At 72.7% G+C, this 26,713-nt stretch carries 31 protein-coding genes; 9 read left to right on the top strand and 22 right to left on the bottom strand.

Translation table 11 applies throughout. From position 1 onward, the window contains the following. Positions 1-164: 164 nt before the first annotated feature. Complete coding sequence (locus DEJ09_RS02090; RefSeq protein WP_111087498.1) at positions 165-1,337, bottom strand: ROK family transcriptional regulator; 1,173 nt, start codon at positions 1,335-1,337, stop codon at positions 165-167. A gap of 116 nt (positions 1,338-1,453) precedes the next feature. Continuing rightward, positions 1,454-2,389 (bottom strand): ketopantoate reductase family protein, encoded by a 936-nt coding sequence (locus DEJ09_RS02085; protein WP_111087497.1) that lies wholly within the window; start codon positions 2,387-2,389, stop codon positions 1,454-1,456. 78 nt (positions 2,390-2,467) lie between these two features. Here DEJ09_RS02085 and DEJ09_RS02080 point away from each other — a divergent pair, with 78 nt between their 5' ends. Continuing rightward, positions 2,468-3,034 carry a TetR/AcrR family transcriptional regulator gene (locus DEJ09_RS02080; RefSeq protein ID WP_111087496.1) on the top strand — a complete coding sequence of 189 codons (567 nt, stop codon included), beginning with the start codon at positions 2,468-2,470 and terminating at the stop codon, positions 3,032-3,034. Between the two features lie 4 nt (positions 3,035-3,038). Here the strand turns inward: DEJ09_RS02080 and DEJ09_RS02075 are convergent, their stop codons facing one another. The 3 genes from DEJ09_RS02075 to DEJ09_RS02065 are packed head-to-tail and all read right to left on the bottom strand — an operon-like array spanning position 3,039 to position 5,601. Continuing rightward, positions 3,039-3,998 carry a hypothetical protein gene (locus tag DEJ09_RS02075; protein ID WP_258373758.1) on the bottom strand — a complete coding sequence of 320 codons (960 nt, stop codon included), beginning with the start codon at positions 3,996-3,998 and terminating at the stop codon, positions 3,039-3,041. Beyond that, a complete protein-coding gene (locus DEJ09_RS02070) occupies positions 3,995-4,957 on the bottom strand; it encodes an NAD-dependent epimerase/dehydratase family protein (RefSeq protein WP_111087495.1) in 963 nt (320 codons plus the stop codon). Before DEJ09_RS02070 ends, DEJ09_RS02075 begins: the two co-directional genes overlap by 4 nt. Further along, positions 4,954-5,601: a MerR family transcriptional regulator gene (locus tag DEJ09_RS02065; protein ID WP_071404276.1), complete on the bottom strand. Its 648-nt coding sequence runs from the start codon at positions 5,599-5,601 to the stop codon at positions 4,954-4,956. The genes DEJ09_RS02070 and DEJ09_RS02065 overlap by 4 nt, the downstream gene beginning before the upstream one ends. 339 nt (positions 5,602-5,940) lie before the next feature. On the opposite strand from DEJ09_RS02065, the gene DEJ09_RS02055 reads away from it, so the two are divergent. The 4 genes from DEJ09_RS02055 to DEJ09_RS02040 are packed head-to-tail and all read left to right on the top strand — an operon-like array spanning position 5,941 to position 9,006. After that, positions 5,941-6,510 (top strand): alternate-type signal peptide domain-containing protein, encoded by a 570-nt coding sequence (locus DEJ09_RS02055; RefSeq protein WP_111033128.1) that lies wholly within the window; start codon positions 5,941-5,943, stop codon positions 6,508-6,510. A 23-nt stretch (positions 6,511-6,533) separates the two neighbouring features. Beyond that, positions 6,534-7,085, top strand: coding sequence for a hypothetical protein (locus tag DEJ09_RS02050; protein WP_111087493.1), 552 nt, complete (start codon positions 6,534-6,536; stop codon positions 7,083-7,085). Continuing rightward, on the top strand, positions 7,082-8,350 hold the full coding sequence (locus tag DEJ09_RS02045; protein ID WP_111087492.1) for an RICIN domain-containing protein: 1,269 nt from the start codon (positions 7,082-7,084) through the stop codon (positions 8,348-8,350). The genes DEJ09_RS02050 and DEJ09_RS02045 overlap by 4 nt, the downstream gene beginning before the upstream one ends. Beyond that, positions 8,347-9,006 carry a signal peptidase I gene (locus DEJ09_RS02040; RefSeq protein ID WP_181433234.1) on the top strand — a complete coding sequence of 220 codons (660 nt, stop codon included), beginning with the start codon at positions 8,347-8,349 and terminating at the stop codon, positions 9,004-9,006. Before DEJ09_RS02045 ends, DEJ09_RS02040 begins: the two co-directional genes overlap by 4 nt. Here DEJ09_RS02040 and DEJ09_RS02035 read toward each other — a convergent pair. Continuing rightward, positions 8,912-10,093, bottom strand: a complete 1,182-nt coding sequence (locus tag DEJ09_RS02035) for an epoxide hydrolase family protein (RefSeq protein WP_111087490.1) — start codon at positions 10,091-10,093, stop codon at positions 8,912-8,914. The genes DEJ09_RS02040 and DEJ09_RS02035 overlap by 95 nt on opposite strands. A gap of 93 nt (positions 10,094-10,186) precedes the next feature. Between DEJ09_RS02035 and DEJ09_RS02030 the strand changes: the two genes are divergently transcribed. Both DEJ09_RS02030 and DEJ09_RS02025 read left to right on the top strand, forming a co-directional pair. Beyond that, positions 10,187-10,780 (top strand): MarR family winged helix-turn-helix transcriptional regulator, encoded by a 594-nt coding sequence (locus DEJ09_RS02030; RefSeq protein WP_111087489.1) that lies wholly within the window; start codon positions 10,187-10,189, stop codon positions 10,778-10,780. Further along, entirely contained in the window at positions 10,777-11,697 is a 921-nt protein-coding gene (locus DEJ09_RS02025) for an NmrA family NAD(P)-binding protein (RefSeq protein WP_111087488.1), read from the top strand. The genes DEJ09_RS02030 and DEJ09_RS02025 overlap by 4 nt, the downstream gene beginning before the upstream one ends. On the opposite strand, the gene DEJ09_RS02020 is transcribed toward DEJ09_RS02025, so the two are convergent. The 4 genes from DEJ09_RS02020 to DEJ09_RS02005 all read right to left on the bottom strand — a co-directional run bounded on the left by DEJ09_RS02020 (position 11,666) and on the right by DEJ09_RS02005 (position 13,673). After that, positions 11,666-11,974 (bottom strand): hypothetical protein, encoded by a 309-nt coding sequence (locus tag DEJ09_RS02020; RefSeq protein WP_111087487.1) that lies wholly within the window; start codon positions 11,972-11,974, stop codon positions 11,666-11,668. The genes DEJ09_RS02025 and DEJ09_RS02020 overlap by 32 nt on opposite strands. A 5-nt stretch (positions 11,975-11,979) precedes the next feature. After that, positions 11,980-12,225 carry a hypothetical protein gene (locus DEJ09_RS02015; protein ID WP_111024494.1) on the bottom strand — a complete coding sequence of 82 codons (246 nt, stop codon included), beginning with the start codon at positions 12,223-12,225 and terminating at the stop codon, positions 11,980-11,982. A gap of 74 nt (positions 12,226-12,299) precedes the next feature. Then, entirely contained in the window at positions 12,300-12,572 is a 273-nt protein-coding gene (locus tag DEJ09_RS02010) for a hypothetical protein (RefSeq protein ID WP_146245656.1), read from the bottom strand. 144 nt (positions 12,573-12,716) lie between these two features. Further along, positions 12,717-13,673, bottom strand: a complete 957-nt coding sequence (locus DEJ09_RS02005; RefSeq protein WP_111087485.1) for a hypothetical protein — start codon at positions 13,671-13,673, stop codon at positions 12,717-12,719. A 123-nt stretch (positions 13,674-13,796) separates the two neighbouring features. Here DEJ09_RS02005 and DEJ09_RS02000 point away from each other — a divergent pair, with 123 nt between their 5' ends. Next, on the top strand, positions 13,797-14,396 hold the full coding sequence (locus tag DEJ09_RS02000; protein WP_111087484.1) for a TetR/AcrR family transcriptional regulator: 600 nt from the start codon (positions 13,797-13,799) through the stop codon (positions 14,394-14,396). Between the two features lie 12 nt (positions 14,397-14,408). Here DEJ09_RS02000 and DEJ09_RS01995 read toward each other — a convergent pair whose 3' ends face one another. The 11 genes from DEJ09_RS01995 to DEJ09_RS01945 all read right to left on the bottom strand — a co-directional run bounded on the left by DEJ09_RS01995 (position 14,409) and on the right by DEJ09_RS01945 (position 25,490). Beyond that, the gene (locus tag DEJ09_RS01995; protein WP_111087483.1) at positions 14,409-15,545 is read right to left on the bottom strand and encodes a glycosyltransferase; all 1,137 of its coding nucleotides are present in this window, start codon (positions 15,543-15,545) and stop codon (positions 14,409-14,411) included. Positions 15,546-15,567: 22 nt separating this feature from the next. Beyond that, positions 15,568-16,938: an FtsX-like permease family protein gene (locus DEJ09_RS01990; RefSeq protein WP_111087482.1), complete on the bottom strand. Its 1,371-nt coding sequence runs from the start codon at positions 16,936-16,938 to the stop codon at positions 15,568-15,570. 1 nt (position 16,939) lies between these two features. Next, positions 16,940-17,674, bottom strand: coding sequence for an ABC transporter ATP-binding protein (locus tag DEJ09_RS01985; RefSeq protein ID WP_111030393.1), 735 nt, complete (start codon positions 17,672-17,674; stop codon positions 16,940-16,942). Beyond that, positions 17,671-18,363 carry a hypothetical protein gene (locus DEJ09_RS01980; protein ID WP_111024501.1) on the bottom strand — a complete coding sequence of 231 codons (693 nt, stop codon included), beginning with the start codon at positions 18,361-18,363 and terminating at the stop codon, positions 17,671-17,673. The genes DEJ09_RS01985 and DEJ09_RS01980 overlap by 4 nt, the downstream gene beginning before the upstream one ends. 129 nt (positions 18,364-18,492) lie before the next feature. Continuing rightward, the gene (locus tag DEJ09_RS01975) at positions 18,493-21,318 is read right to left on the bottom strand and encodes a LuxR family transcriptional regulator (protein WP_220034907.1); all 2,826 of its coding nucleotides are present in this window, start codon (positions 21,316-21,318) and stop codon (positions 18,493-18,495) included. Between the two features lie 72 nt (positions 21,319-21,390). Then, positions 21,391-21,906, bottom strand: coding sequence for a MarR family winged helix-turn-helix transcriptional regulator (locus DEJ09_RS01970; protein ID WP_111030391.1), 516 nt, complete (start codon positions 21,904-21,906; stop codon positions 21,391-21,393). A 94-nt stretch (positions 21,907-22,000) separates the two neighbouring features. Next, positions 22,001-22,357 carry a nuclear transport factor 2 family protein gene (locus DEJ09_RS01965; RefSeq protein ID WP_258373757.1) on the bottom strand — a complete coding sequence of 119 codons (357 nt, stop codon included), beginning with the start codon at positions 22,355-22,357 and terminating at the stop codon, positions 22,001-22,003. A 67-nt stretch (positions 22,358-22,424) separates the two neighbouring features. Beyond that, positions 22,425-22,916, bottom strand: coding sequence for a nuclear transport factor 2 family protein (locus DEJ09_RS01960; protein ID WP_181433233.1), 492 nt, complete (start codon positions 22,914-22,916; stop codon positions 22,425-22,427). Continuing rightward, the gene (locus DEJ09_RS01955; RefSeq protein WP_111087480.1) at positions 22,909-23,868 is read right to left on the bottom strand and encodes an alpha/beta hydrolase; all 960 of its coding nucleotides are present in this window, start codon (positions 23,866-23,868) and stop codon (positions 22,909-22,911) included. Before DEJ09_RS01955 ends, DEJ09_RS01960 begins: the two co-directional genes overlap by 8 nt. Before the next feature lie 82 nt (positions 23,869-23,950). Further along, positions 23,951-24,898, bottom strand: a complete 948-nt coding sequence (locus DEJ09_RS01950; protein WP_111087479.1) for an SDR family NAD(P)-dependent oxidoreductase — start codon at positions 24,896-24,898, stop codon at positions 23,951-23,953. After that, entirely contained in the window at positions 24,891-25,490 is a 600-nt protein-coding gene (locus tag DEJ09_RS01945) for a type 1 glutamine amidotransferase domain-containing protein (protein WP_181433232.1), read from the bottom strand. The genes DEJ09_RS01950 and DEJ09_RS01945 overlap by 8 nt, the downstream gene beginning before the upstream one ends. Positions 25,491-25,579: 89 nt before the next feature. Between DEJ09_RS01945 and DEJ09_RS01940 the strand changes: the two genes are divergently transcribed. After that, positions 25,580-25,948, top strand: coding sequence for a helix-turn-helix transcriptional regulator (locus DEJ09_RS01940; RefSeq protein ID WP_111087477.1), 369 nt, complete (start codon positions 25,580-25,582; stop codon positions 25,946-25,948). 10 nt (positions 25,949-25,958) lie between these two features. Here DEJ09_RS01940 and DEJ09_RS01935 read toward each other — a convergent pair whose 3' ends face one another. Then, a complete protein-coding gene (locus DEJ09_RS01935) occupies positions 25,959-26,705 on the bottom strand; it encodes an NADPH-dependent F420 reductase (RefSeq protein WP_111087476.1) in 747 nt (248 codons plus the stop codon). Positions 26,706-26,713 lie beyond the last annotated feature (8 nt).

The following is a 26,713-nucleotide window of genomic DNA, read 5'->3' as shown; positions in this document are numbered from 1 at the left end:
CCTCCAACAGTGGACCGCCCCCATCGGCGGTGCCCTGAGTGTGACAGCGAGCGTTCTTGGCTGCAAGAGTTGAACGCAAGGACCGCGCGCCGTGACGAAAACGTTATCCGGAGGGCGCGGGTGGCGCGGTCGGTGCAGCACGGAGCGGCCCGGCGCGTCTCCGCCTAGCGTGCGCGCGTCACGTCCACGGCTTCGATCGCCAGGGCCAGCGCGCCGGTCACCGCGGCCTTCTCGCCGAGCTGCCCCTGCACCACGTCCGGCGTGCCGTCCACGTCGACGATCAACGCCGACTCGAGGGCGTGCCGCATCGGGCCGAGCAGGAGTTCCCCGGCTCGTGCGAACTCGCCCGTGACCACCACCCGCTCCGGGTCGAGGACGTTGCAGAGCCCCACCGCCGCCGAACCGATCGCCCGCCCGGCGTCGGCCACGGCGCGCATGCAGACCTGGTCGCCGCCCATCGCGCGCAGGATCAGGTCCGCCAGCTTGAGGGTGCCGACCTCGTCGCGGACGCCCTCGAGCACCGCGGGCGCGCCGGCGATCGCCTCGAGGCACCCGCGGTTCCCGCACCGGCACAGGGGCCCGTTCGGCAGGACGGGGGTGTGCCCGAACTCACCGGCGATGCCGTGGTGCCCACGGAACAGGTGCCCGCCGAGCACGAGTCCGGCGCCGATGCCGTTGCCGACGTCGAGTGTCACCACGGTGTCGCGGCCGCGGGCCGCCCCGCTCCGGTGTTCGGCCAGGGCGGCGAGGTTGGCGGAGTTGTCGACCTGCACGGGCTTGTCCATCCGCCGGGCGAGCGACTGGCCGAGCGCGATGCCGTCCCAACCCCGCAGGATCCCGCCGCGCGCCGTCATCCCGGTGCGGGCGTCGATCGGGGCGGCCACGGCCAAGCCGACGGCGAGCACCTCGTCCATCGACGACTCGATGGACTCCACCATGTCCAGCACCAGCAGCGCGGTCTTGTCGAGCTCGGCGTCGGCCCGGTGGTCGCGGGCCAGAGGCATGTGCCGCTCGGCGAGGACGGCGCCGTTCAGGTCCGACAGCGCCAGCCGCAGGTGCCGCGGCGAGACGTGCACCCCGGCGACCAGCCCGAGGCCGTGCGGCAGGGTCACGCGGAGCGCCCGCCGGCCGCTCGAGGTGCTCGGCGTCGCGTGCAGGGCACCGGTCGCGACGAGTTCCTTGACGATGTTCGAGACGGTCGCGGGGGAGAGCCCGGTCACCCCGGCGAGCTCGACCTGCGTCAGACCGCCGTGCCGCTTCACCGCGCTGACGACCCGGCCCCGGTTGGCTTCACGCAGTGAAGCTTGGTTCCCCGGACTGCGGCGCGGCTCTGACACGGGGACAGCGTAACGGGCGGGTCCGGAACGCTCGCCGTGACGGACTGGAGGCACGGTGCCAGCTGGCACCGTGCCTCCAGTCCGTGGGTGGTCGCGTCCACGGCCCGCACCGGTCGTCAGACGCGTCGCGCCGTCCGGTCGAGGCGCGGGGTCGGGATGCCCAGGGTGGCGGCGGTGCGCCGGACGTCCTCGAGGACCGCCAGGGGTTCGGCGGCGGTCGGGTCGTCGTGCGCGGCGAGGCTCGCCCGCGCGATCGGGACGAGCGCCGTGGCCGCGGCGACGAGCGTTGCCGTCGTCCCCGGCAGCCGGACGGGCAGGGTCGTGGAGCGGTGTCGGGAGAGGTCGACGCCCCGTGCTTCCAGGACCGGGAGGAGCTCGCAGCCGGTCAGGAACGCCTCGCGGAGCGCCTGCCGATCCCCGACCATCGTCGCCAGGCCACCGCTCTGCAGGGCCTGCGCGAACATGCCGGCGTCGAGCACGAAGTGCAGCCACAGCCATCCGCGGATGTCGTCCTCGTCCTGCACGGTGAACCCCGCCCGCTGGAACACCGACCGCACCAGCTCCCGCCGTTCCGGAGCCGTGCCGGTCGTCCCGAGCCGCACCGAACGGAGGACGGCGCCGTGCAGGACCCCGTCGGCGTCGAACCCGCCGCCGGCGCCCGGGAACCCGAACAGCACCCGGTCCGCGGCGAGCGGTGCGACCGCGGCGAGGGGTTCGTCCCACACGTTGCCGAGGACCAGCACCGTGGCGTCGCCGATGCGGGGTGCCAGGGTGGCCACGGCCTCCTGCAGCCGGTGGTGGCCGACGCTGAGGACGACCAGGTCGTACGCGTCCGCCGTGTCGACCGACTCGACCAGTCGCGTCGGCGACGTCGATCGGGTCCGCCGACCCAGGGGTCCGCGGCGGCCGTCGATGACGTCGGTCTGCACGGTGTCGCCGTACTCGGCAGCGCGCCCCGGCCGCACCAGGTGGTCGACCTGGTGCCCGGAGTGCTGGAAGGCCTGGCCGTAGATCGTGGCGATGACGCCCCGTCCGAGCATGAGGATCTGCATCAGGCACCTGTCCGCTAGTCTGGAGACGATCTCCACTTGGAAGATATGGAGATTGTTTCCACTTGTCAAGGAGGCTCCATGCCGGTCGAAGAGTCCCTGCCTGGCGAGAAGCCGATGCGCGCCGATGCCCGTCGGAACCGCGACGCGATCGTGGCCGCTGCCCGGACGGCGTTCGAGCGTGACGAGCAGCTCCGGTTCGACGACTTCGCCGGACGCGCGGGAGTCGGCGTCGGCACCCTCTACCGACACTTCCCGACACGCGAAGCGCTGGCGGCTGCGGTCTACCGGGGTGAGGTCGACGTCCTCTGCCGCCGTGCTCGTGACTCGACGCGACCCGCGGCCGAGAGCCTCGACGACTTCCTGCACGGGTTCGTGGAGTACGTGGTCGACCACGCGGGGCTCGCGCGCACCCTCGCCGCCGTCGTCGACGCCACCACGCAGGCCGAGGGCGGGGGAGACCTGGAGCGCACACTCGCCGAGCTGATGGCGCGCGCTGCCGCCGACGGGACCATCCGGTCCGACGTCGCCCCCGGGACGGTGCTCATGCTGCTGCACGGCATCGGGGCCGGGATCGATCGCCCCGGGTGGGCGACGGAAGCCCGTGCTGCCGCCGACCTGATCTCCCGAGGGCTCCGGGTCCGCTGATCCGTCAGTGCAGTCGCGCCGCCGGAGCGGTGCGGGCACGGAGCAGGCGGGCACGGAGCAGCACGGCCGCGCTCGCAGTTGCGGCGAGCACGACGAGTGACCACGCCACCGCGCCCACCGCGCCGGCGGGGTGGACCACCGACTGTCCGACCGCGGCCTGCACGGTGAGGAGCACGGTGCCCGCCGCCCACGCGACCGCGACGACGACCACGATCCGCACCTGCGTCGTCGGGTGTGCCAGCCACGGCAGGCGCCGTCCGGCGGCGGCGACCAGGAGCGCCACCAGCGGGAGCACCTGCAGGGCGTGCATGCCGACGAAGTGGGCGACCCGGTAGTCACCGCCGACGGTGCTCCACCCGAGCAGCGGCACCCCGGGTCCGCCGTCCGCGATCCCCACCGTGTGGGCGCCGACGATCCCGTCCGGGGCGGTGAGCTGGGTGGGGGTCGGGCCGGTCATCAGGAACGCGACCCCGATGCCGAGGAGCGCGATGACGGCACCGGCGCGGACGGCAACCGTCAGTGCCGGGGTGGGCAGGCGCAGGAAGAACAGCGCGATCGAGGTGACGAAGGTGCAGAGGTAGAGCGTCGTGATCGCCACCGCCATCACCGCCCACACCACCACGTGCACGCTGTTCGACACGTTGAAGTGACTCGTCGTACCGGTCGCGGCGGCCCACACGATGAGCACCTGTTCCACCACCAGGGCCACGGCGACCACGGTGCCGAGTCGGCGAGCCAGCGTCCGCCACTTCGGCAGGTGGGCGATGAGCCACGCCCACGTGACGGCGTAGAGCAGGATCGACAGCGAGAACTTCAGGGGCTTCATCCACGCCGGTGCTCCGAGGATGGTCCGGGGATCCACGACGAGTCCGACGAGGCAGATCGCGGTGGACACGACCATCAGGCCGGCCACGGCCATGAGTGCCGGGTGCCACGCGACCGCTCGGCGGACGGCGGCGATCACCGGGTCACGCTCCGGGCGTGCAGCAGGGCGGCGGCCACGACGTCGGCGGTGGGGGTCGGGTGCACGCCGAAGGTCTGCTCGAACGCCGACGAGTCGAAGACGTAGGGGTCGGTGTACTGGTACCGCAGCTCGAGCGTCTCGCGGGCGGACGTGTTGAACATGGCGCCGAAGCGCAGCGTGGCCGACGACATCACGACCGTGCGAGCGGCAGGGATCCCGGCGAGCTCGACGTACTGCCGCCCGGTCAGCGCCGGGGCGGTCGGCAGGTGCCAGGTCCGGCCCGTCGCACGGTCGTCGGTGCCGAGGACCACGAGCGCGTCGCCGATGTCGGTCATGGCGGTGAGGGAGTGCGGCTGGTCGGCGTCGAGCAGCCAGGTCGGGCGCTTGCCGGCGGCGATCCGGTCGACGACGAACCCGTTGAACACGCTCGTCGTCGCCCCGGGGCCGGTGAAGTCGGCGCTCCGCCCGATGGTGACGGCCAGTCCGCGGTCGGCCGCGGTCCGCAGCTGTTCGAGGGCGGCTGCGCGCACCGCACCCTTCCGGCCGGAGGGGTTGATCGGGGTCGCCTCGGTCATCGGCCCGGACACGCGGCCGTAGGCGTAGACGTTGTCGAGGTACACCAGGTGGGTGCCCTCGGCCAGGGCTGCCTCGACGGTGTTGTCGACGATCCGCGGCCACTGGTCCGCCCAGACCCCCGACGAGTACGGCAGTCCGGCGACGAGGTACGCGACGTCGGCGCCGTGCAGTGCGCGGCGGACGGCGGTGGGGTCGAGCAGGTCGGCGATGACGTGGTCGGTGCGGGCGTTGGCGCTCTCGCTCTCGTTGTTGCCTGCCGTTGCTGGTGTCGACGGGCGCCGGCCGACGGACACGGCGGTGACGTCGTGCTCGCGGAGGGCTCGGAGAGTCTCGCGCCCGACGACACCGTTGCCGCCCAGGACGACGTGCAGCGGAGCGGTCATGCTCCGGCCTCGTCCGTCTCGGCGACGGGGAACAGGTCGTGGGTGGCGTCCTGCTGCGCCAGGCGCCGGAGTCCTGCGAAGAGCGGATCGCCGAGGACGGTCCCGATCACCATCAACTCCGCCATCGCGGTCCGGCCGTCGCGGTCCTGCAGCGCGGCGACGTCAGCACGTGCCGCGCTCGCCGCTGCCGACACGTAGGCGTCGAGGTAGTCGTCCGGAGCGTCGAACCCGATGGTGCGCAGCCCGTCGAGCGCCCGGGCCGCGGTCTCGAGTCCCGGGTTGTCCGACGTCGCGCACCAGCCGGCGGCCGACACCCGTTCCTCTATCCGGGTACGGGCCTCCGGGGTCGCCTCGGGCTCGGGGGAGCGCGGGGTGGTCATCGCGTACTGGGCGACGGCGAAGACCTCGGCCAGCGGTGCGGTCTCGGCATCGAGCACGGCCAGGACCTGCTTCGTCACGGCGACCGAGAGCCCGCCGGTCTCCAGGAGTGCCCGGACGAGCCGGACCCGTTCGACGTGCCGGTCGTCGTAGGCGGTCTGGTTCGGCGCCGACTTCTCGCCGGGAGGCAGCAGGCCTTCGCGTTGGTAGTACTTGACGGCGGTGACCGGCGTGGACGCCGCTCGGGCAAGTTCGGATATTCGCACTATCGGAGAGTAGCGGTATCTACTTGTGTCCACAAGGCCCTCGCCTCCGAGTGGGCAGGTGAGGGTGTGTCAACCTGCCAGTCCGCCTGTGCCTCCGCGCAGATCGGCACGCGGGGCATTGTCATGTCATACTCGGCGAAGCAGCACGACCGGCCGTCGGCGGGTCCCTGCTCGCAGGGCTTCGTCTCCTGCACTTGCCGCTCCCAGCAGGTCGAGCACCACGTTCTCCGGTCGATACGCCGCGCCCTTCCCCGGGGCCTGGCTGCCAGCAGCTCATCGAGCTGCCCGCCCGCACGTGGTCGACGCAGATCCGACGTTCGACGTCGCAGAGAGCACACCATGAAGAAGATCATCACCGCCTCGATCATCGGCGCAGCGGGCGTCGCCCTCCTGCTCGGAGGCGCCGGCACGTTCGCGCTCTGGAACTCCAGCGCCGAGACTGCCGGGGGCACCATCGTCGCCGGCGCGCTCTCGATCAAGCCGACCACGCAGGCGGCGAGCTGGACCGTCAACGGCGGGTCGCCGCTCTCGACGCTGGACGGCTACCCGATCGTGCCGGGCGACGTCGTCACCTACTCGCAGGACATGGTCGTCACCGCGAACGGCAAGGGTCTGAAGGCCACCCTGGCCGTGGACCCGGCCTCGGTCGAGGCAACCTCGACGTCGGCCCCGGCGGACGTCGCACTGGCGAAGTACCTGTCGGCGAACGCGGTGCTCACCGCGTCCGGTGACGGGGTCTCCGGTGCCGCTGCGCCGTACACGGTGACCGGGCAGACCGGCTCGCAGCAGGATGTCCGCGTCGGCGTGACCATCGCCTTCCCGAAGAGCACCACCCCCGGTGTCGAGGACGGCACGCAGAACGGGTCGGTCGACCTCGACGCCATCGCCGTGACCCTGACCCAGGCGTGAGCCGCCGGCGCCGAGGGGGCGCGATGACCGGCTGGCCGACGGCGACGTTGCTCGCCGTCGCCGCGGTGGGGATCGTGGCGGTCGTCGCCATCTCCACCGACGGTGGGACGTTCGCCCTCCTCAGCGCCCGGTCCTCGACCGAGCCCGCGACGATCACCGCCGGGTCCGCGGACCTGTCGCTGAGCGGTCTCGCGCTGCCGTCCGCACCCCTCTACCCCGGTGCCACCGAGTTCGGCGTGGTCACCGCGACCAACACCGGTGACGTCCCCCTCGACCTCGGCGTCGCGATGGCGCGAGCCGGCACGACGACGTCGGCCTCCGGTGTCCGCAGTGACCTGCGGGTGACCGTCGGTGCTGCGACGTCGGCGGCCGTGTGCCGGGCCGGCGGCGTGCGCCCCACGTGGTCCGGCACGCTCGACTCGACCTCGCCGCGGTCCGCAGGCATCGCGCTGCCCCCGGGCGCCGCCGTCGTCCTCTGTCTCGCCGTCGCGATGCCGGCCGACGCAGCCGCATCGCAGCAGGGCCTCTCCACCGACTTCACCACGACCATCAGCGGGACGCAGGCAGGATCATGACCGACCGCACTCCGCGTCGACGCGTGCTCCTGCTCGGAGCGACGGCCGCCGCGGTCGTCGCGCTCGAACTCGTGAGCGGCGGGACGGCGTGGGCGACGTGGACCGCCCCGGCACAGTCCGTCCGGGCCGCCGCGACGACCGGCTCCGTCTCGGTCGGCATCCGCGGTGTCGAGGACCTCGCCACCACGTACTCCTCGGCCGCGCTGTCCCACACGGCGCTCGTCACGGTGTCGAACTCGGGGTCCGTCCCCGCCACCACCTCGTTGTCGCTCGCAGCGACCGCCGGATCCGCGGTGTCGAGCGCCGTCCGGATCGACGTCTGGCAGTCCACGAACGCCAACCCCTGCTCCGGTGCTCCGTCGAGTGCGGCGATAACCGGTTCGGGCACGACGATCGCCCCCGTGGTCGCCACCCTCGCCGCCGGCGCGAGCCGTTCGACCTGTGTGCGGACGTCGGTCAGCCAGGGCCAGCGCTTCGACCTCTCCGGAGGCTCGACCACCCTGGACGCGACCGTCACCGCCCGTCAGGGGGCCTGGGTCGGCACCGCGCACGCCCGTGCCGCCCAGAGCGTCGCCGACACCGTCACCCCGTCGGTGCCGTCGAAGACCGCCGAGACCGACAGCAGCATCACCGTCACCTGGGCAGCGCCCGCGGACGCCAGCGGAATCGGTTCCTACGCCGTGTACCGGGACGGCGTCCTGGTCAGCGTGACGTCGGCGTCCGTCCGGTCCTTCACCGACACCGGTCTGCAGGTCTCGAAGTACTACGCGTACACGGTGCGAGCGGTCGCCAGCGGGACGGGCGGCCACGCGTCGCCGGCGTCCCAGGGCATCCAGCACGCCACCGGCTGGTACACGTCCACGAGCCGGTACGTCCTGCGGAACGACGCCACCGGCACGTGCGTCGCGAGTGGTGGGTCGGCGTCCGGCTCACCGATCACCACGACGACCTGCACGACCAGCGCGACGCAGACCTGGCGCTTCACGCCCGAGGACGACTGGCTCCGGATCACGTCTCCGTCGAACCCGTCGCTGTACTGGGACGCCCCGAGTGACCGCTCCGCCCTGCTCCGTCCCGACAACGACATCAGCGCCCAGAAGTGGACGGCCGAAGCGGTCGGCGCGGGCAGTGGGCTCTTCCGGTTCCGCAACCGGAACGACCTCTGCCTGACGGCGTCGAACGGGTCCGCCACCACCAACCCGATGACGGTCGCCGACTGCAGCACGTCCGGACTCCAGCTGTTCTCCCTCCGGGCCACGTCGTGACGACCGCAGTGCCGCAGGCGAAGCCGGAGCGGGAGCCGCAGCCGCAGGGTGCCCGCTGGTCGAGCGCCCTCCGGCTGCTGGGGCAGACGGCCGCGGTCCTGCTCCTGATCGCCGTGGTCGGGCTCGCGGCGCTGGCGATCCTGGTGCCGCGGATCACCGGTTCGGTACCGCTCACCGTGCTGACGAGCTCGATGGAACCGGGGATGCCGCCGGGCACCCTGGCGGTCGTCCGCCCGGTGGACCCTTCGGACATCGGTGTCGGCGACATCGTCACCTACCAGATCCGGGTCGATCGGCCCGGCGTGATCTCGCACCGGGTGGTCGCCGTCGCGATCGGGGCCGATGGTCGCCGCCTGTTCACGTTCAAGGGCGACAACAACTCCGCCGTCGATCCCGAACGGGTCGTCGCCGCGCAGGTCATGGGCCGGGTCTGGTACTCGATCCCCGGCCTGGGGTTCGTGAACACCGCCGTCGCGGGCGACACGCGGGCCTGGCTCGTGCCGACGCTGGGCGGCGTGATGATCGGGTACGCCCTGCTGCTGGTGATCCGCTCGGTCGCCGTCACCGGAGCCCGCGGAACGTCGCACGGACGTCGTCGACGAGCAGCTCCGGCTGTTCGAGCATCGCGAAGTGCCCGCCGCGCGCGACCTCGTTGAAGAACACCAGGTCCGTGTACCGGCGCGCTGCCCAGCGGCGCGACCGGCGGACGTACTCGCCCGGCATGATGCTCAGGCCGACGGGCAGGGTCAGCGGTTCCTCGACGGTGCCCGGGGTGGCCCAGCCGGTCCGCGTCGCCTCCCAGTAGACGCGCGCCGAGGACGCAGCGGTGTTCGGCAGCCAGTACAGCATGACGTCGTCGATGATCTCGTCGAGCGGGAAGAGCCGTTCGGCATCGCCGTGTTCGTCGTGGGAGCCGCCGACGTCCTGGAACATCGCGTAGATCCACGACGCCAGCCCGACGGGGGAGTCCGCCAACGAGTACCCGATGGTCTGCGGGCGGGTCGACATCTGCTGCGAGTAGGCCGACAGCTCCCGCCAGTAGTGGCCGCTCTCCTGCAGCATGACCTGCTCGTCGGGAGAGGCGTTCCGGGCTTCGTCGTCGGTCGGCATGAACAGCGCCATGTTGAGGTGGATCCCGGCGAGCCCGATGTCCCCGGCGGCCTGCAGGGCTGCGAGCTCCGCGGTGACGGTGGCGCCGAGGTCGCCGCCCTGGGCGAACCAGTCCGTGTACCCGAGCCGGGACATCAGCACCGACCAGGCACTCGCGGTCCGGGCGGTGTTCCACCCGGTCGTCGTCGGCTTCCCGGAGAAGCCGAACCCGGGCAGGCTCGGGATCACGACGTGGAAGGCGTCCGCCGCGTCGCCGCCGTGCGCAACCGGGTCGGTGAGTGGACCGATCGCGTGGCGGAACTCCAGGACGGAACCGGGCCAGCCGTGGGTGAGCAGGAGCGGGCGGGCGCCGGGGACGGCGGACCGGACGTGCAGGAAGTGGACCTCGAGCCCGTCGATGTGGGTCGTGTACTGGCCCCAGTCGTTCAGCAGTGCCTCGGTCCGGCGCCAGTCGTACTCCGTCGTCCAGTGTCCGACGAGGGCGCGGACCTTCTCGAGTCGGGGTCCCTGCGAGGTGTCCTCGACGGTCTCGGCATCGGGCCAGCGGGTGGTCAGGAGACGGCGGCGCAGGTCGTCGAGTTCCGCCTGGGGGACGTCGAGGGTGAACGGGGTGATGGCTGCGGTGTCCGACATGGGGTCCTCGGGTGCTCGGCGTCGCGACGGCTGTCCGTCTTGATCGCAGATGATCTTTGCACAAGACGATCTTGTTCCGGTACGGTCTCCGGTATGGACAGTCCGACGCCGACCGACGCACTCCCCGAGATCGACTGGGGTGCCGAGGGCATCGAATCCGAACTCGGGTGGGCGCTGCCGCTGGCGCTCCAGGGCTTCACACGGCTGGGCAGTGAGGCGGTCGCCGACGTGCCGGGTGGTCCCCGTGGCTACCAGGTGCTCGTCGCGACCACCACCGAGGAGCCGTCGTCGCAACTCGGGCTCGCGCAGCGCCTCGGGATCGACAAGACCCAGATGACCTACATCGTCGACGCGCTCGAGGCGGGCGGGTTCGTCGAACGCCGCCCCGCCCCGACGGACCGGCGGGTGCGGCAGGTCCACCCCACCGACGCCGGCCGTGCCCTGCTCGCCCGGACGCGGTCCGCCCTGCGCGGCGCCGAGGGCGTGCTCATGCGGCACCTCGACGACGACGAACAGACGATGCTGCGCCGGCTGCTGGCCCGCGTCGCGCTCACCGCCGGGCTCGGCCCCGCTGGACCGGACCAGGCAGACCCCACGTTCCAGCACCCCCTCGCCGTCCCGGAGCGATCCCGACGGCGCACCGCGACGACCACGTCGACCACCACTGCAGTGAGGCCCCGCCCATGACCACCACCATCCTCGTCGCCGGCGCCACCGGCGACCTCGGGCACCGCATCGTCCGCGAGCTCACCCAGCACGACGTGCGGGTACGGGTCCTGACCCGGCCCGGCAGCAGGACCGCCGGAGAGCGCTTCGGCGATGACCCCCGTGTCGACGTCGTCGCTGCCGAGTACGGCGACCACGACGCCCTGACCCGGGCCGTGAGCGGGGCCGACGTCGTGGTCTCCGCCGTGAGCGGGACCCGCCCGGTGATCGTCGACGCCCAGCGCGCGCTGCTCGCGGCGACCGTGGCGGCGGGCGTCCGGCGGTTCATCCCGTCCGACTACTCGGCCGACTACCGGCGGATCGCACCCGGCACCAACCGCAACTTCGAGCTGCGGCGCGAGTTCGCCGCCGACCTCGATGCGGCCCCGGTGCAGGCGACCTCGATCCTGACCGGCATGTTCACCGACCTGCTGACCGGCGAGGCCCCGATGATCCTGTCCGGCCGTCGGCTCGTGCTGTTCTGGTCGTCGGCGGACCAGGTGCTCGACTTCACCACGAAGGACGACGTCGCCCGGGTCACGGCGCTCGCCGCCCTGGACGACGACGCTCCGCGGGTGATCGAGATGGCGGGCGACCAGGTCACCGCACGCGACGTCGCACGCGCCATGAGTGAGCTGACGGGGGAGCGCTTCCGGCTGCAGTGGGCCGGCACCACCGGCACCCTGTCCGCGATGAGCGCCGTGGGCAGGCGCCTGTCGAAGGACCCGGACGAGACGTTTCCGGCCTGGCAGGGGATGCAGTACTTCGTGAGCATGTTCAGCGGGCAGGCGCAGCTGCACCACGTCGACAACGACCGCTACGGCGTGCAGTCGTGGACGAGTGTCCGTGACGTGCTCCGGGCACACCTCAGCGGACAGGGCCACCCGGCGACGGACTGACGGGCGCGGTGTGCGGTCGTCGGCGGCGGAGCAGGAACGCGAGCCCGACGAGGACGACCGGCACCAGCGCGAGCGCGGCGAGCCAGACGAGGACGTCCCACTCCGGCGAGAGCGGCACGCCGAGCGCGCTCGACGAGGTCCGCCAGACCTGGTCGCCGGGCCCCTCGTGCTCGTCCATCCCCGTGACCGGGAACAGCAGTGCCGTCACGATCGCCCAGCCCACCAGGACGACGACGGCGATCAGTGTCCAGGGACGCGCAGCGGACGGGGCGGACATCTGTGTCACCGGACCGCAGTCCGCGAGCGCTCGGCCCGGGTGCCCCACCACGTGGCGACCAAGGCTGCGGCTCCCAGTGCGAGCCCGACGACGCCTGATCCGAGGCACGGGATGAGGGCGAGGCCCAGGCCGATGTTGGCGCCGCCGCCCTCCGGGCCGTAGGACGCGTCGTACATCAGGGCGCCGACGCCGAGGAACCCCACGGCGAGGAGCACGGTGCTGACCCAGTGGAGTGTGCGGGCTGTGGTCATGGCGGTTGTTCCCCTCGAGAGTGCGGTTGACGAATCCTCGCACGGCTGTTCCGCCGCACATTCCTGGAGCGGCATCAGTCGATCGGCACGCGGCCGGCTCGGGCCGCCCGGACGATCTGCCACACGCAGACCGCGAGCACGACGACACCGGCGAAGGCGGCGATCCACGCGCCCGCGACACCGATCATCGGCTCGGTCGTGCAGTAGCTCGTCGCTTCTCCGGGAACGGCATCGGCGCAGCTGGTCGTCGGGATCAGCGTCAGCATCGACACCGTCACGACGACGACCACCGCGACCGTGGCCCACCCCACCACTCGTTCCACCGTGCGCTCCGTCCTGCCTGCCATCGGTGGCTCAACCATGCCGCACGCCGGGCCGGACCGGTGTCTCGATCCGGCAACGAATCGGCCGTACCGACAGGCGGACGGGAGGCCCGGTGCCAGCTGGCACCGGGCCTCCAGTCCGTCAGCCGCTCGCGGTGACCGCATCGCTCACGCCACGACGGCGGCCGGCGGCACCGGTCCGACGATCGCCGCGACGTCCCGTCGCCGTGCGGCGCCGGTCCGCAGCCCGTGCGCCACCGACAGGGACACGGCTGCGGCGACGATCCACGCACCCAACGTGAGGAGCGCGCCCGTCGCGCCAGCCCCGTCGAAGTAGCTGAACCCCGTGACGGCGCCGAACGCGGCACCCGGCGGGAGGGCCTGTCCGACGGTGGCGAGCACGGGTGGCAACAGGTGGGTGCTGATCGTCGCACCGCTCGTCGCGTTGCCGAGGGTTGTGAAGAGGAGCGTCGAGACGATCACGCCCATCGGTCCGACGATCGAGGTGATCGCCATCGTGGACAGCGAGACGGCGACGGCGAGGAGCGAGAGCACCACGATCACGGCGCCCGTCGCTGCGGGGACGGCGCCGTCGATCGGCCCGGCGATGACGGCGACCACCGCGGCTGCGGCGATGCTCCCCACCACCGTGACGACGATCCGGGTGCGGAGGCGCGCGAGGGCGCCGAGTGAGTTCATGACCTGCGCCAGGATGAACGCCGCCAGGGTCGTGCCGAAGACCAGGTAGAACCCCGCGATGCCCTGGGCATCGTTCGTCGCGAGCGGGACGACGTCCTGTGTGCTGGTGACGGAGGCACCGGCGCCGGCCGCGACCCCGGAGAGCATCGTGGTCGCGGCGGTCGTCGCGCTCCGTCCCTCGGCGCCTGCCGTGTACAGGGACCAACCGTCGCTGCCGGGGACGAGGGCTGCGACCGCGTCGCGGGACCGGACGAGGTCGCGTGCGTCGGAGGGGGAACCGGCGGTGCGCACGTCGGCGCGGTCGCCGAGCGCCTCGCCCGCCGCGTCGGCCACCTGGGTGCCGACGACGGCGATGGGCAGGTGGTGGGGTGTCGGGGCCTTCTGCAGGCCGATGTACAGGCCGGCGAACGCTCCGGCGACGGTCATCGCGACCAGGATCTGGGTGACGAGGACGGGCAGGACCCGGCGGACCGGGGAGAAGCCGGCGGGCTTCGCAGCGTTGTTAGTAATCGATTCATTACTTATGGAATCGGATGATACCCTCGCGGCATGACGACAGCAAGGGGTCCGGTCCCGAAGGGTGCGGAGCGCATGGCCGGCAGCCAGCGGCGCGAGGCCACCCTGACCGCGGCGGCCGCCGTGTTCGCCCGGCAGGGGTACCACGGCGCGACCACGGAGCGCATCGCCCAGGCCGCGGGCATCAGCCAGCCGTACGTCGTCCGGATGTTCGGCTCGAAGGAGAACCTGTTCCTCGCCGTCGTCGACGGGTGCCTCGAAGCCGTGCTCGACGCGTTCCGGGCGGCGCTCGACGACGGGCAGCCGGGCACCGTCGCGTCCCGCCTCGGCGCTGCGTACCGTGCGCTCGCGACCGAGGACGGCGTGCACCTCATCGTGATGCAGTCGTACATGCTCGGTGCCGACCCCGTCGTCGGACCGGTCGCCCGAGACGGCTTCACCCGGATCCTGCACTTCCTGGTCGAGGAGGCCGGGCTGTCGGAGTCCGCGGCGGAGTCGTTCCTGGCCAAGGGGATGCTCATCAACACGCTGCTCGGCATCCGGCTCGGGGACCAGGACGACCCGCTCGCGCAGCGGTTCACCCAGACGGTGTTCGACCCGGAACCCGCAGGACCAGGGCCGACCGACCGCTGACCAGACCCGTCGTCAGGCGACGCGCTCGACCCGTTCGACGAGCTCCCTGACGGCGTCCGTCGCGCTCGGGCGCTGCGCGGTCTCCTCGCTCAGTCGCCGTGCCGCGGCGAAGTGACTGCGCTCCGCGAGCATCCGGTGCACCGCCGGGCCGACCGCCGACGGCTCGTCGACCACCACCGCGACACCGGCCTCGGCGGCACGGGCAGCGTTGATGAACTGGTCCGCGCCCTGCGGGAGCAGCACCATCGGCACGCCCACGCTGGCCGCGGCGAGCACCGTGCCGGCACCGGCCGCTGCGACGACCAGGTCCACGCCCTCGAGCAGCTCGCGCATCGGGCGGAACGGCACGAAGCGCACGTGCTCGCTGTCGTCGAGGCGCTCGCCGATGACCCCGACGGTCGCCACCAGGTCGGCCTCGTCGGGCTGGAACCCGTCGAGGATCGCCGTCAGCAGCGCGGCGTCGCCGAAGACCGTGCCGAGGGTGACGAGCACCCGCGGTCGTCCTCCGCGCGCCGAGACCGGTGCGAGCGGCTGCTCGGCGGCGGCGTCCGGTCGGCTGTGCGGTTCGGAGCGGAACGGGATCGTGACGGGCGGCTGCGTCCACCCGGGCGCCTGCAGCGACACCGGCGTCGGGTCGAGCAGGGCGATGGGCGGGGTCGGCACCACTCCTCGCTCGGCGTAGCGGGGGAGGACGAGCTCGGCCATCGGGCGGCGGAACTCCTCGGGGACCTCGGGGCCGAAGGCGACGATCGCGTACGGCACGCCGAGTTCCGCGGCGACGAGCGGCCCGACCAGGTCGACGGCGTCCGCGACGACCACGTCGGGCGCCCACCCGCGCGCTGCGCGCACGGCGTCGTCGACGGTCAGGTCGACGCGGGTGCCGGCGAAGAACTCGGCGACGGCCGCCGGCTCGGGCCGGTTCGCGGGGTCGCTGCCGGGGATGCGGCGGGCCACTTCGGAGAACAGGTCGGGAGGCATGGGTCCGGCCGCCAGGACCGGCACCGTGGGCAGTTCGGTCGCCATGGGCTCGCGCATCCCACCACTGGTGAGCAGGGCGACGTCGTGGCCGGCCGCCTGTGCGGCACGGGCGAGCGGGACGAGGGGCAGGAGGTGTCCGAGTGCGGGGACGCCGGAGAAGAGGATGCGCAAGAGGGGTCTTCCTGGTTCGGGGTCAGTCGGCGGCGAGGACGAGCGGGATGCTGCGTCGGCGTCCGGTGACGAGGGGGATCGTGCCGGCGGCCACCATGAGCACGAGGCTCACGAGGGCGGCCGGAAGGGCGGCTCGCAGACCCAGGTGGGGCTGCGTGCCGGGGACGGTGACCGCGAGCGCGACGGCTTGTCCGCAGCCGGTCAGCACGAGGACGACGGCGGCGACGAGGACCGCGGTGCCGACGAGGATGACGGACTCCCAGGCTGCGCGGGCGAGCACGGTGGCGCGGGACCCGCCGGCGGCCTCGACCAGCGCGGCCTCCTGCTCGCGGGTGCGTCCGGCCATCAGGACGGTGGCGGCCGCGCCGAAGAGCGAAACGAGCAGCGGCCCGCCGAGCATGAGCAGGACGCTCTGCAGGTCGAGTCCACCACCCGATGACGACCCCGTGGGCCGGTGCACGGCGTCACCCAGGGTGTCGAAGCCGGCGAAGAGGCTTCCGGGCAGGGCGATCGTGATGACGAGCGCGCTCACCGTGGCGCTGCTCCGGTCGACGGAGAACGCGGCGGCGTTGCGTGCGAGGAACCACGATGCCGATCGGTGCGCGGGCACCACCGCGGTCCAGGCCCGGAGGGTGGCCGGGAACACCACGGGGCCGATCGCGGTGCAGGCCGCCGTCACGAGCGGCCCGATCAGCAGCACCTGCCCTCCGGTCCGGACGCCGGCGTCGACGATCGAACTGGTCAGGAGCCCGGCGAGCAGCAGTGCGACGGCACTCGCGGCCCAGCGGGTCCAGGTCGTCCGGGTGCGGACGGACTCCGGCTCCCGCAGGACCTCGATCGGGCGGACGAGACCGGCTCGGCGCGACGGCCGGAGACTGCTCAGGACGACCACGACCGTCACGGCGAGCACGACCGAGACGACGCTCGTCGGACCGAACCGTTCGTCGAGGTCCCGGAGCCCGTCGGACTCCGACAAGCCGAAGTGCAGGAACGCCGGCACGAACGGCGCCACGACGAGGCAGCCGATCGTGCTGCCGACCAGCGCCACGACGGCGAGCTGCAGCCGGACGACCGCCGTCACCGTGCGGGACGGCACCCCCACCAGCTGCCAGAGCGCGTAGCCCCGCCGCTGCAGGTCGATCGTCAGGCGGGTGACGCTGCCGAGGACCGCGGTGACGGCGACGATCGTCAGCACGACGACGAGCGACGCGAGCGTGGTGAGGCCGCCGGCCCGGAGCAGGTCCGTCGGTCCGCCTGACCCGATGATCGCGAAACCGGTCTCGAGCATCCCGGCCGCGATGGCACCAGCCGCCGCGGTGGCAGCGCTGACGACGAGTGCGCCGATCCAGATGCCGGCGTTCTGCCGCAGGTCGCTCAGGACGAGTCGGAGCACGTCAGGCCTCCTGCGCGGCGGCGGTCAGTGCTTCGAGGACCGCGGCGGCGTCCGGGTGCGCCAGCTCGCGGTGCACGGCCCCGTCGCGCAGGACGAGCACACGGTCGGCACGCGCAGCCGCTTCGAGGTCGTGCGTGACCATCACCACCGACCGGTCACCGTCGGCCACCCGGCGCAGCAGGTCGAGGACCGCGTCACCGGCGGTGGTGTCGAGCGCGCCGGTCGGCTCGTCGGCGAACACGACGTGCGGTTCGGACGCCAGGACCCGGGCGATCGCGACCCGCTGCTGCTGCCCGCCGGACAGCGCGCCCGGTCGGTGGTCGCCGCGGTCGGCGAGTCCGACCGAGGCGAGCGCCGCGTCGACCTGGTCCGCGGAGACCGGCCGGTGGGCGAGGCTGGCGGGCAGCGCGATGTTCTGCCGCGCGGTCAGCGACGGGATGAGGTTGAAGGACTGGAACACGAAGCCGACCGTCGAACGGCGGAGTGCCTGCAGTTGCTTCGGTCGGAGGGTCTCGAGGCGTTGCCCGGCGATCGACACCGATCCGCTGTCGTAGGGCTCGAGGGCGGACAGGCAGTACAGCAGCGTCGACTTGCCGGAGCCGCTGGGGCCGACGACGGCGACGAACTCGCCCGGCAGCACGGACAGTGAGACACCCCGGAGCACCGGGACCCTCGACTGTTCCGGCCCGGGGAACGACTTCGTCAGGTCGTGTGCCTGCAGGAGGGGTTCGGTCATGGTGTCAGTCCGTCTCGTTCTCGTCGTCGTTCTCGGATGTCGGACCGCAGGATGCCGAGGACCCGCGCGTACCGACGCTCCTGGTAGATCCCGTGCACAGCGGCGAGCAGGACGGCCGTGACCACCCCGGCGGCCAGGGACCCGGACGGCGCCCACGTGCTCGCGGTCAGCAGTGCCGCCCCGGCACCCGCGACGATGCAGTTCACGACCGCGATCGCGCTCGACAGCGTGAAGAACACCCCGCGCCAGGACAGCCGGAGCCCGATGTCGAGCAGCTCGTTCGGCGCGATCCGGTCCTCGGGCACCGGGAAGTACCGCGGGGCGCCGGGCAGGATCGTGCCGTACCAGCGGCGGATCCGCTGCATCGCGGCGAGGGCGACCACGTCCTCCAGCGAGGTCTGGACGAGTCGCTCGTAGGTGAAGACCCCGAGCAGCACGACGACCGGGATCACCACGGCGAGGTAGCCCGTGGCGAAGTCGGTGTCGGCCAGGAACCCGAACGCCACCAGGGCGCTCGACAGTGTCGTCAGGTAGATCGCGGCCCGGGTCGACGACTCCGAGACGGTGATGCCGCGCGCGGTCTGGAGCACGAAGTGCTCGGTCACGAGGGCCGTGAAGAACGCGCTCGGCGCGTCCGGCAGCCGCGCAGCCGCGTGGTCGGCGGTGTCGTCGGCGGAGCCTTCCGGCATGGGCGCCTCCCGGTGGTCGTCGTGGTCGCGACCCGATGCCGGGTCGCCGCCACGAGGCTCGCAGCTGGTCCGCCCACGGTGCATCCGTTGCGTGACGTAACCCGTGCCTCCAGGTCGTCGCCCGGTGCGTCAGTCCGTCGGACCGGACGCTGCCAGCGCAGCCGCCAGCTCGGTGCGACTCGTCACGCCGAGCTTGGGGAACACCCTGTACAGGTGGGTGCTGACGGTGCGGTGCGACAGGTAGATGCGGTCCGCGATCTCGCGGTTCGTCATGCCGGCGGCGGCGAGCCGCGCGATCTGCAGCTCCTGGGGTGTGAGCCGTTCGCGTGTCGGCGCCGTCGTGCTGTCGGCCCGTTCCGGGGCCTCGCCGGCTGCGCGGAGTTCCGCCGCGGCGCGGGCGGCGAAGCCCGCGGTGCCGGCGGCGTCGAACGCGTGGAGCGCCTCGCGGAGGTGCAGCCGTGCCTCGACCACCCGGCGCTCGCGGCGGAGCCACTCGCCGAACAGCAGCTGGGTCCTCGCCAGTTCGACCGGGGCGTCGGCGAGGCGACCGGCCTCGATCGCGCGGGCGTAGAGGGACTCCGGGTCCGCGCCGCCCGCGCCGTCGGTGTCGGTTCCCGTCGAGTCCGTGCCCTCGGCGAGCAGGGCCCGGCTCCGCACGACGAGGGCGGTCAGGTGCGCGGACCCGGTGGTACGGGCGACCGCCTCGGCCTCGGCGAGGTTCTCGACGACCGAATCGGGTCGACCGCCCCGGACCGCGGCCTCGGTGCGGTCGGCGATCGCCCACAGGGACCGGGTCGCGTGGACGGTCATGTGCGTGAACTCGATCTGGGCGTCCCGGTGGCGCCGCTGACCGAGGGCGACCAGTCCCGCTGCCCACCGCGCGTCGGCGCTGGCCAGGGCGAGCCGCCCGCCGTGCGCGAACTCCGAGCCCTCGCGCAGGGCGGCCAGCGCGGCCTCGTCGTCGCCGAGCAGGGCGTGGCCCCGGGCGAGCGTGGCGTAGGCCATCCCGGCGATGAGCGGGAGCTGGACGTCGCGGGCGATGCGGACGGCGTACTCGGCGTCGGCCAGACCGTCCCGCACCCGCCCGCGCAGCATGAGCACCGTCGCCCGGCCGCGGAGCGCCTGGGTCTCGTCGGCGACGGCGCCGAGCTGGTGTGCACGCTCGTACGCCAGCTCCCAGCACGTCAGCGCGGTCTCGAGGTCCTGCTGGGACTCGGCTGCGATCGCGAGGGACGCCATCGCGAGCGGTTGCTCGGTGAGCTGCGGCACCAGGTGTGCGAGTTCGGTGCGCAGGTGCTGGGCGGAGCCGAGCGGCGCCAGCACGGCGAGGGCCACCGACTTCAGCGGGCTCGCCGAGCGTGTCGCGAGCAGGGCCGCCTCGATGTCCTTCCACTCCGATCGCGGCAGGTTGCGGCCGCGGGCGTTGAGGGCCGCCGCCCAGAGCACCCGCACGAGCCGGTCCGCGTGCTCCGGGCCGGCGAGCACGGGCCGGATCCGGCGGAGTTCGATGCGTGGTCGACCGGCAGCACCCGTGGTCAGGCTCAGCACCGTCTGCGTGACGGCGGTCTCGGTGACCGTCTCGGGGTCGGCGGCGAGGGAGTCGACCTGCTCCAGGAGCTCGATCGCCTCGGCCGTCATGCCGGCGGCCCGTGCGGTCTCGGCAGCCCGGCCCAGCCGACGTGCCCGACCGGTGACCCCCTGCGACAGGGTGGCCGCACGCTCGTAGGCCCGGACCGCCTCGGGGCGGGCACCCCGTTGTGCCGCGCGGTCGGCGGCGGTCTCGAGGTCGGCGGCGATGGACTCGTCCCGCTCGAACGTCGCCGAAGCCCGGTGCCAGGCGGCGCGCATGCCGTCGGTGACCACCGACGCGAGTGCCCGGTGCGCCGCGGACCGTGCAGCGGCCGAGGCGTTGCCGATCACCGCCGAGCGCAGGAGCGGGTGGCGGAAGCGCAAGGAGACGAGGTCGGTGCGGAGGAGCCCGAGTTCCTCGAGCGGCTCGAGGTCGTCGACCCCGAGGTCCATCGTGCGGGCCGCCGCCATGACGTCCTGCAGGCCGGCGTCGTCGGCCGCCGCGGCGAGCAGCAGGAACGAGCGGCTGCCGGACGGGACGGCGGCGACCTGCTCGAGGAACGCCTGCTCGAGCCGCCGCGTGGTGGGGAGCCGGGACGCGATGGTGGCCGGGCCGCCCGTGGTCCAGGTGACGGGCAGTTCGTGCAGGGCGAGTGGGTTGCCGCCGGCCTCGGCCAGCACCCGTCGCCGGACCGAGGTGGACAGGGTGCCGGCGTGGGCGTCGAGCAGGGCCTCGGCGGCGTTGTCGGCGAGCGGTCCGAGCTCGAACCGCGTGAAGCTGCACGGGGGCACGGCGTCCGGGGCGTGTCCGGTCCGGACCGCCGCGATGACGACGACCGGGGTGTGCGTGAGCCGGCGTCCCACGAAGTCGAGCACCTCGGTGGTGGACCGGTCGAGCCACTGCAGGTCCTCGGCGCGGACGAACACCGGACGGTGCGACGCGGCCTCCTCGAGCAGCCCGAGCGTCGCGGTGCTCACCAGCAGGCGGTCCGGACTCGGGCCGTCCTCGACCGCGAGGGCCGTGAGCAGCGCGGTGCGCTGGCGCGGCGGCAGGGCGGACGCGAAGGGGAGCAGTGGGTGGAGCAGCTCGTGCAGGCCGTCGAAGCCCACGCTGTTCGCCCCCTGGATGCCGGTGCAGGTCAGCACGCGGAAGCCGGTCCGCCGCGCGTGCCGCTCGACGGCGGCGAGCAGCGTCGTCTTGCCGATGCCTGCCTCACCCTCGACCAGGACCGCGGCGCCGCGCTCTGCCGCTTCGTCCTCGGCCGCCCCGTCCGCAGTCACCGCCGCGGCGTCGTCGAGCAGGCGCGTGAGGGCCGCGAGTTCGTCCGCGCGGCCGAACAGTGCACGGTCGGGGAGCGGCGGTGACACGGCTCGTTCGGCGTCCACACGCTGCCCTTCGCTCGTTTAGGTGATCTTTCACCTAAGTTACGTCGCGCTGGTGCGTGAGGGCAAGCGGAGCTAGGGGTGGTCGGCCGGTCGGGGCAGGGTGCCGTGCTCGAGCACTGACTCGTACACGCGCTCGAGCACGTCGGCGAAGCCCGCCAGCTCGTCCTCGCGCAGGTCGCTGAAGAACATGTCCTTGACGAGTTCGGTGTGGCGCGGCGTGGCTTCGCGGAGCGTCCGCCAGCCCGTGTCGGTCAGGGCGACGGCGGTGGTGCGCCGGTCGTGCTCGCTCCGACGGAGTTCGAGGAACCCGCGTTCGGCCATGCGTTTCGCGTGGTGCGAGGCACGGCTGCGCTCCCACCCGATGCGGGTCGCCAGGGCCGACATCGTCATCTCGCCGCCCGGCTCGCTCGTGAGGGCGACGAGGACGTCGTAGTCGGCGAGCGAGATGTCGCTGTCGGCGCGCAACTGCCGGTTCATCTCGTACCGCAGGCGCAGCTGGAGCTTCATGTAGGCGTACCAGGTCCGCACCTGCTCGGCGCTCATGTAGGCGTACGGGGACTCCGGGGGCACCTCGTGCTGCATCGACATCGCCCGTGTCCTCCTGCCTCGCCCACCGTCCAGACGCCCGACCATCATCGCAGGGTGCGTGACACTGCGGCGGGTCGGGCGTCTGCGGGTGGGTTCAGCTGGTCAGCAGCGTGTAGACCTTCGCGATGCGGTCACCCTCGACGAAGCAGATGTCCAGCCCGGACACGACGGGCGGTGCTCCCTCCGGTCCGAAGTGCCAGGCGAGGTACCCCATCCCGTGGTTCTCGTAGACCGGGCCGGCCGGCGAGAACACGAACCCGGGAGCCTCGTCGAGCAGGCGCTGCGCCTTGGTGTGCAGGGCGTCGTGGCCGGTGACGACCTCGTCGGGGTCCAGGAACTCGACGTCGGGGGCGTAGGTCCGCTCGATGGCGGCGCGGCGGCGGTCCGGGTCGCGTTCCCCGAACACCTCGAACAGGTTGGCGTGCATGAGCGATTCGAGCGGTTGCGACATGGTGTCTCCGTCGGTGGTCGGTGGTCGGTGGTCGGTGGTCGGTGTCGGTGTGCGGTGGCGGTCTCAGTCACGTGTGCGACGGGGACCGGTCGGTCCAGTCGAAGACGAGGTCCCGGTGGGCGATCGCCCACGCGCCCTCGACCCGGACGAACCGGTCGAGGTAGCGGATGGACATCGTCAGGAGCACCCGCTCGCCGCCGTCGTGCAGGACGTGGAACGCGACGCAGTACGTCTCGCCGTCGGCGGTGTCGGGCCCCGTGAACCGGATCGTGGACTGACCGTTGAGGTACGTCGTCACCTCGTACCGGGCGATCAGTCCGGCGAACGTCTCGGCCAGGTGTTCCCGACCGTGGATCGTGTCGACCGGCTCGTGCGAGGAGGGGTCGCCCTCGTACAGCGCGACGACCCCGTCCTCGGTGAACACGCACGCCTCGAGCACGGCGTCGCGTCGGTCGGCTCCGCGGGCGTAGGTCGCCAGCAGCGTCCGGATCTCCTCGCGCGCGACGAGCGTCTCGAGCGTCTCCGGGGTGCCCGCGCGGGCACGCTCCTGCTCAGGCAAGGGCGGCACGGAGCGACGCGGTGGCGAGCATCAGCGCGTGCTTCGCGGCCTCGGTGTCGTGCAACGCGTTCACCATCACGAAGTCGTGGACGATGCCGCCGAAGCGGGCGTTCGTCGCCTTGACGCCGGCTTCGCGCAGGCGTGCCGCGAAGGCCTCGCCCTCGTCGCGGAGCACGTCTGCCTCCCCGGTGATGACGAGAGTCTCCGGCAGGGTCGCGAGCACCTCGAGCGGTGCGCGGAGCGGCGACACCGTGGGCAGGGCGCGCACGGCCTCGTCGGTCGTGTACTGGTCCCAGTACCACTGCATGCCGGCGCGGGTGAGGAAGTAGCCCTCGGCGAACTCCCCGTACGAGCCGGTGTCGAACGCGGCGTTCGTCACCGGGTAGAAGGCGACGAGCTTCACGAACTCGACGTCCCCGCGCTCGGCGGCGAGGAGCGCCAGGGCGATCGCCATGTTGCCACCCACCGAGTCGCCCGAGACCGCGAAGCGCGAGGCGTCCAACCCCTTCTCGCCGCCCTCCTTGACGACCCACCGGGCTGCGGCGTAGGACTGCTCGAGCGCGACCGGGTGGCCGACCTCGGGGGAGCGGTCGTACTCCGGGAACACGACGGCGGCGTTCGACCCGATGGCGAGGTCGCGCACCAGGCGGTCGTGGGTGTGGGCGTCGCCGAAGACCCAGCCGGCACCGTGCACGTACAGGATCACGGGCAGGTTCGCGGTGGTGCCGGCCGGCTTGACCAGGCGGATCTTCACGGTGCCGGTGGGACCGCCCTCGATCTCCAGCCATTCCTCGTCGACCTCGGGCTTGAAGATCGGGGAGTCCTGCACGGAGTCGACCGCCTTGCGTCCCTCGGCGGGCGGCAGGTCGTTCAGGAACGGCGGGTTCGACGTCGCGTCGACGAACTCCTGGGCGGCGGGCTCCAGGGCGATGTGCTTCGGGTTTCCGGTCATGGTGGGCTCCTCGTGGGTCGCTGGTGACGGATGGTGCGTGGCGTGCTCCACGCTGACAGGAGGCCCGTCCCGGCAGCATCCGTCAGGTGACGTATCCGGAACCCAGCGTCCAGAGCCGCTCCGCGGCACCGTGGTCCAGCGCGTACCGCGCCACCCCGCGGTCGTGGCCGGTGCCGTCGTCGAGCACGGGCGACTCCTGGTTGTCCTCGAAGTACCGCCCGGTCACGCCGGCGACCAGCGGGGAGGCGACCAGCAGTGCCGACGTCGCCGCGCCCTGCGCCGCGGTCTTGAAGAACGGCTGCTCGATCCGGTTGCCGTCGTCGTCGAGTGCGCCCATCGCCCGGAGCGTCGCGTCGTCGAGGTGACGCTGCAGCCGGGTCGTGATCCAGCCGGGCATGACCGCGTTCGCGGTGACGCCGTGCTCCGCCCAGCGGTCCGCGACGCCCACCGCGAGGAGCACGTCGGCCGTCTTCGACTGCGCGTAGGCGGCCCACCGGTCGTACGGACGCACGGCGAAGTGCGGGTCCTCGAAGTGGAACGGGGAGCGCAGGTGCGCGGTCGAGCTCACCGTCACCACCCGGGCGGACCCGGCGGCGAACAGGTGTTCCCGCAACCCGAGCAGCAGGGCGAAGTGGCCGAGGTGGTTCGTCGCGAGCTGCATCTCCCAACCCGATGCCGCGAGTTGCTTCTCGGGCAGGGCCATCACGCCGGCGTTGGCGACCACCCCGTCGACCGTGCCCTGCCACGCGTCCGTGAACCGGCGCACGGAACCGAGGTCGCTGAGGTCGAGCGCACGCGGCACGACCAGGCCACGGGCCTCCAGGTCGGCGAACGCCGCGTCCGCGCGGGCCGTGTCGCGCACCCCGACGACGACCTCGGCTCCGGCACCGGCGAGGGCGCGGGCGGTCTCCGCGCCGATGCCGGAGGCGCCGCCGGTCACCAGGTACCGGCGGCCGTGCAGGTCCACGTCGGCGAGGACGTCGGCCGCGGTGGCGGACGCGGAGAAGGGGGTGCGGACGGGATCAGACATCGTCGCGTTCCGTCCGTGCCGTGGCGAGCCGCTCGAGGATCCGGGCCAGCTGCTGCGGCATGTCGCCGGGCTTCCGGGCGGTGACGAACTGGCCGTCCTCGACGACCGGCTCGTCGATCCAGGTGCCGCCGGCCGCACGGACCTCGTCGGCGACCTCGCGCCAGGACGTCAGGCTGCGTCCGTCGACCAGCCCGGCGGAGGCCAGGACCTGGGGTCCGTGGCACACGGCACCGATGAGTCGGCCCGTGGCGGCGAAGTCCCGGAGGAACGCCAGGGCCTCGGGGACGGTCCGGACCTCGGCCGGGGCCAGGCCGCCGGGGATGAAGACCGCGTCGGAGTGCTCGGCGGTGGCGTCCGCGACGCGCTGCAGCCCGGTCCGCAGGGACAGGCCGACGTACCCGGTGACGGTCCCGCCGTCGGGCGTCAGGACGTCGACGTCGTAGCCGGCCTCGACGAACCGGTAGTAGGGGTAGAAGAACTCGACGTCCTCGACGCGGTCCGCGGTGACGATCGCGATGCGGCCGATGGGCGGTCGGTCGGCGCGGATCGCGGCACGGTTGTCGGTGACGCGGGGGTCGGTGGTGGTGGGCACGGTGGTCACTCCTTCGGTTCCGAGGTCGTTGCCTCGGCTTTGTTTGACAATCATCAAACCATTGAGATCATTCCTGATAGGTTTGATGCATGTCAAACGAAGAGCCGAAGGTCGGGCACGAGCCCTTCCCGCTGCCCGACGTCGACGACCTCGAACTCGTTCGGGTGCTCCGGGCGGCCGGTGACCCCGCGCGACTCGTGATCATCGAGCGACTGTCGGACGGCGACTACCACCCGTGCAACCTCACCGACTACCGACTCGACATCCACAAGACGACGCTCTCGCACCACTTCAAGGTGCTGCGCGAGTCCGGACTGACCCGGACCCGTGTGACGGGACGCGAGCACGCCGTGCAGCTGCGCCGGGACGCGCTCGAGGCGCGCTGGCCCGGGCTGCTCGACACCCTCGTCGCGGCTGCGGTGCGGGACGACCCCGAGGCGCAGGCCGCGCCCGGGTGACGGCGGCGGGCTAGCGGCGAGCCGCTGCCGCCAGAGCGGCGGTCATGCCGGCCCGGTCGTGCCGCACGCCGTACGCCGGCTGGTCGCGTTCGTACCGCCAGCCCTCGCTCAGCGGTCCCACGTCGACCACGTCGAACCCGAACCGGTCGAGCAGCTCGGTGACGACGGCCTTCGCGTCCGCGTCGTCCCCGGCGACGGTCAGGGCTCGGCGCCCCGGCGTTCCGGCGGGGGACCCGTCCGTGGTGACGTCGGCGGCGCCGAGGTTGTTGAACGCCTTGATGACGCGAGCATCCGGCAGCGACTGCTGGAGCAGCTCGGAGGTGGTCGGCACCGCGCCCTGCTCGAGCTCGTCCACCGGTCCGAAGAACTCCGGGTAGTAGTTGCCGGTGTCGACGACGACCTTGCCCGCGAACGCCTCGGCCGGCAGGTCCCGGTAGCCGTTGATCGGGATCGAGACGACGACCACGTCACCGGCCCGGGCGGCGTCGGCGACGGTGGCTGCTCCGGCACCGGGGGAGAGCTCGTCGATCAGGGACTCGAGCGTCTCGGGCCCGCGGGAGTTCGCGAGGACGACGTCGAGACCGACGGCGATCGCGCGGCGGGCGATCTGCGCGCCGACGTTGCCGGCGCCGATGATGCCGAGGGTCTCGATGGGGGTGGTGGTCATGGTCCGTGCTCCTGACGTGGTGCGGGTGGTGTCCCGCCAGGATCCGTGGTCCGGCCGGTCGGGGGCATCCGTCGGACGACGTAACCGCACCGCGGCGG

Origin of the sequence: Curtobacterium sp. MCLR17_055, from assembly GCF_003234305.1 — a bacterium.
In the GTDB taxonomy this organism is placed as follows: Bacteria; Actinomycetota; Actinomycetes; order Actinomycetales; family Microbacteriaceae; genus Curtobacterium; species Curtobacterium flaccumfaciens.
The sequence above is the reverse complement of the archived record's forward strand: the minus strand, read 5'-3'. Positions and strand labels throughout refer to the sequence as shown.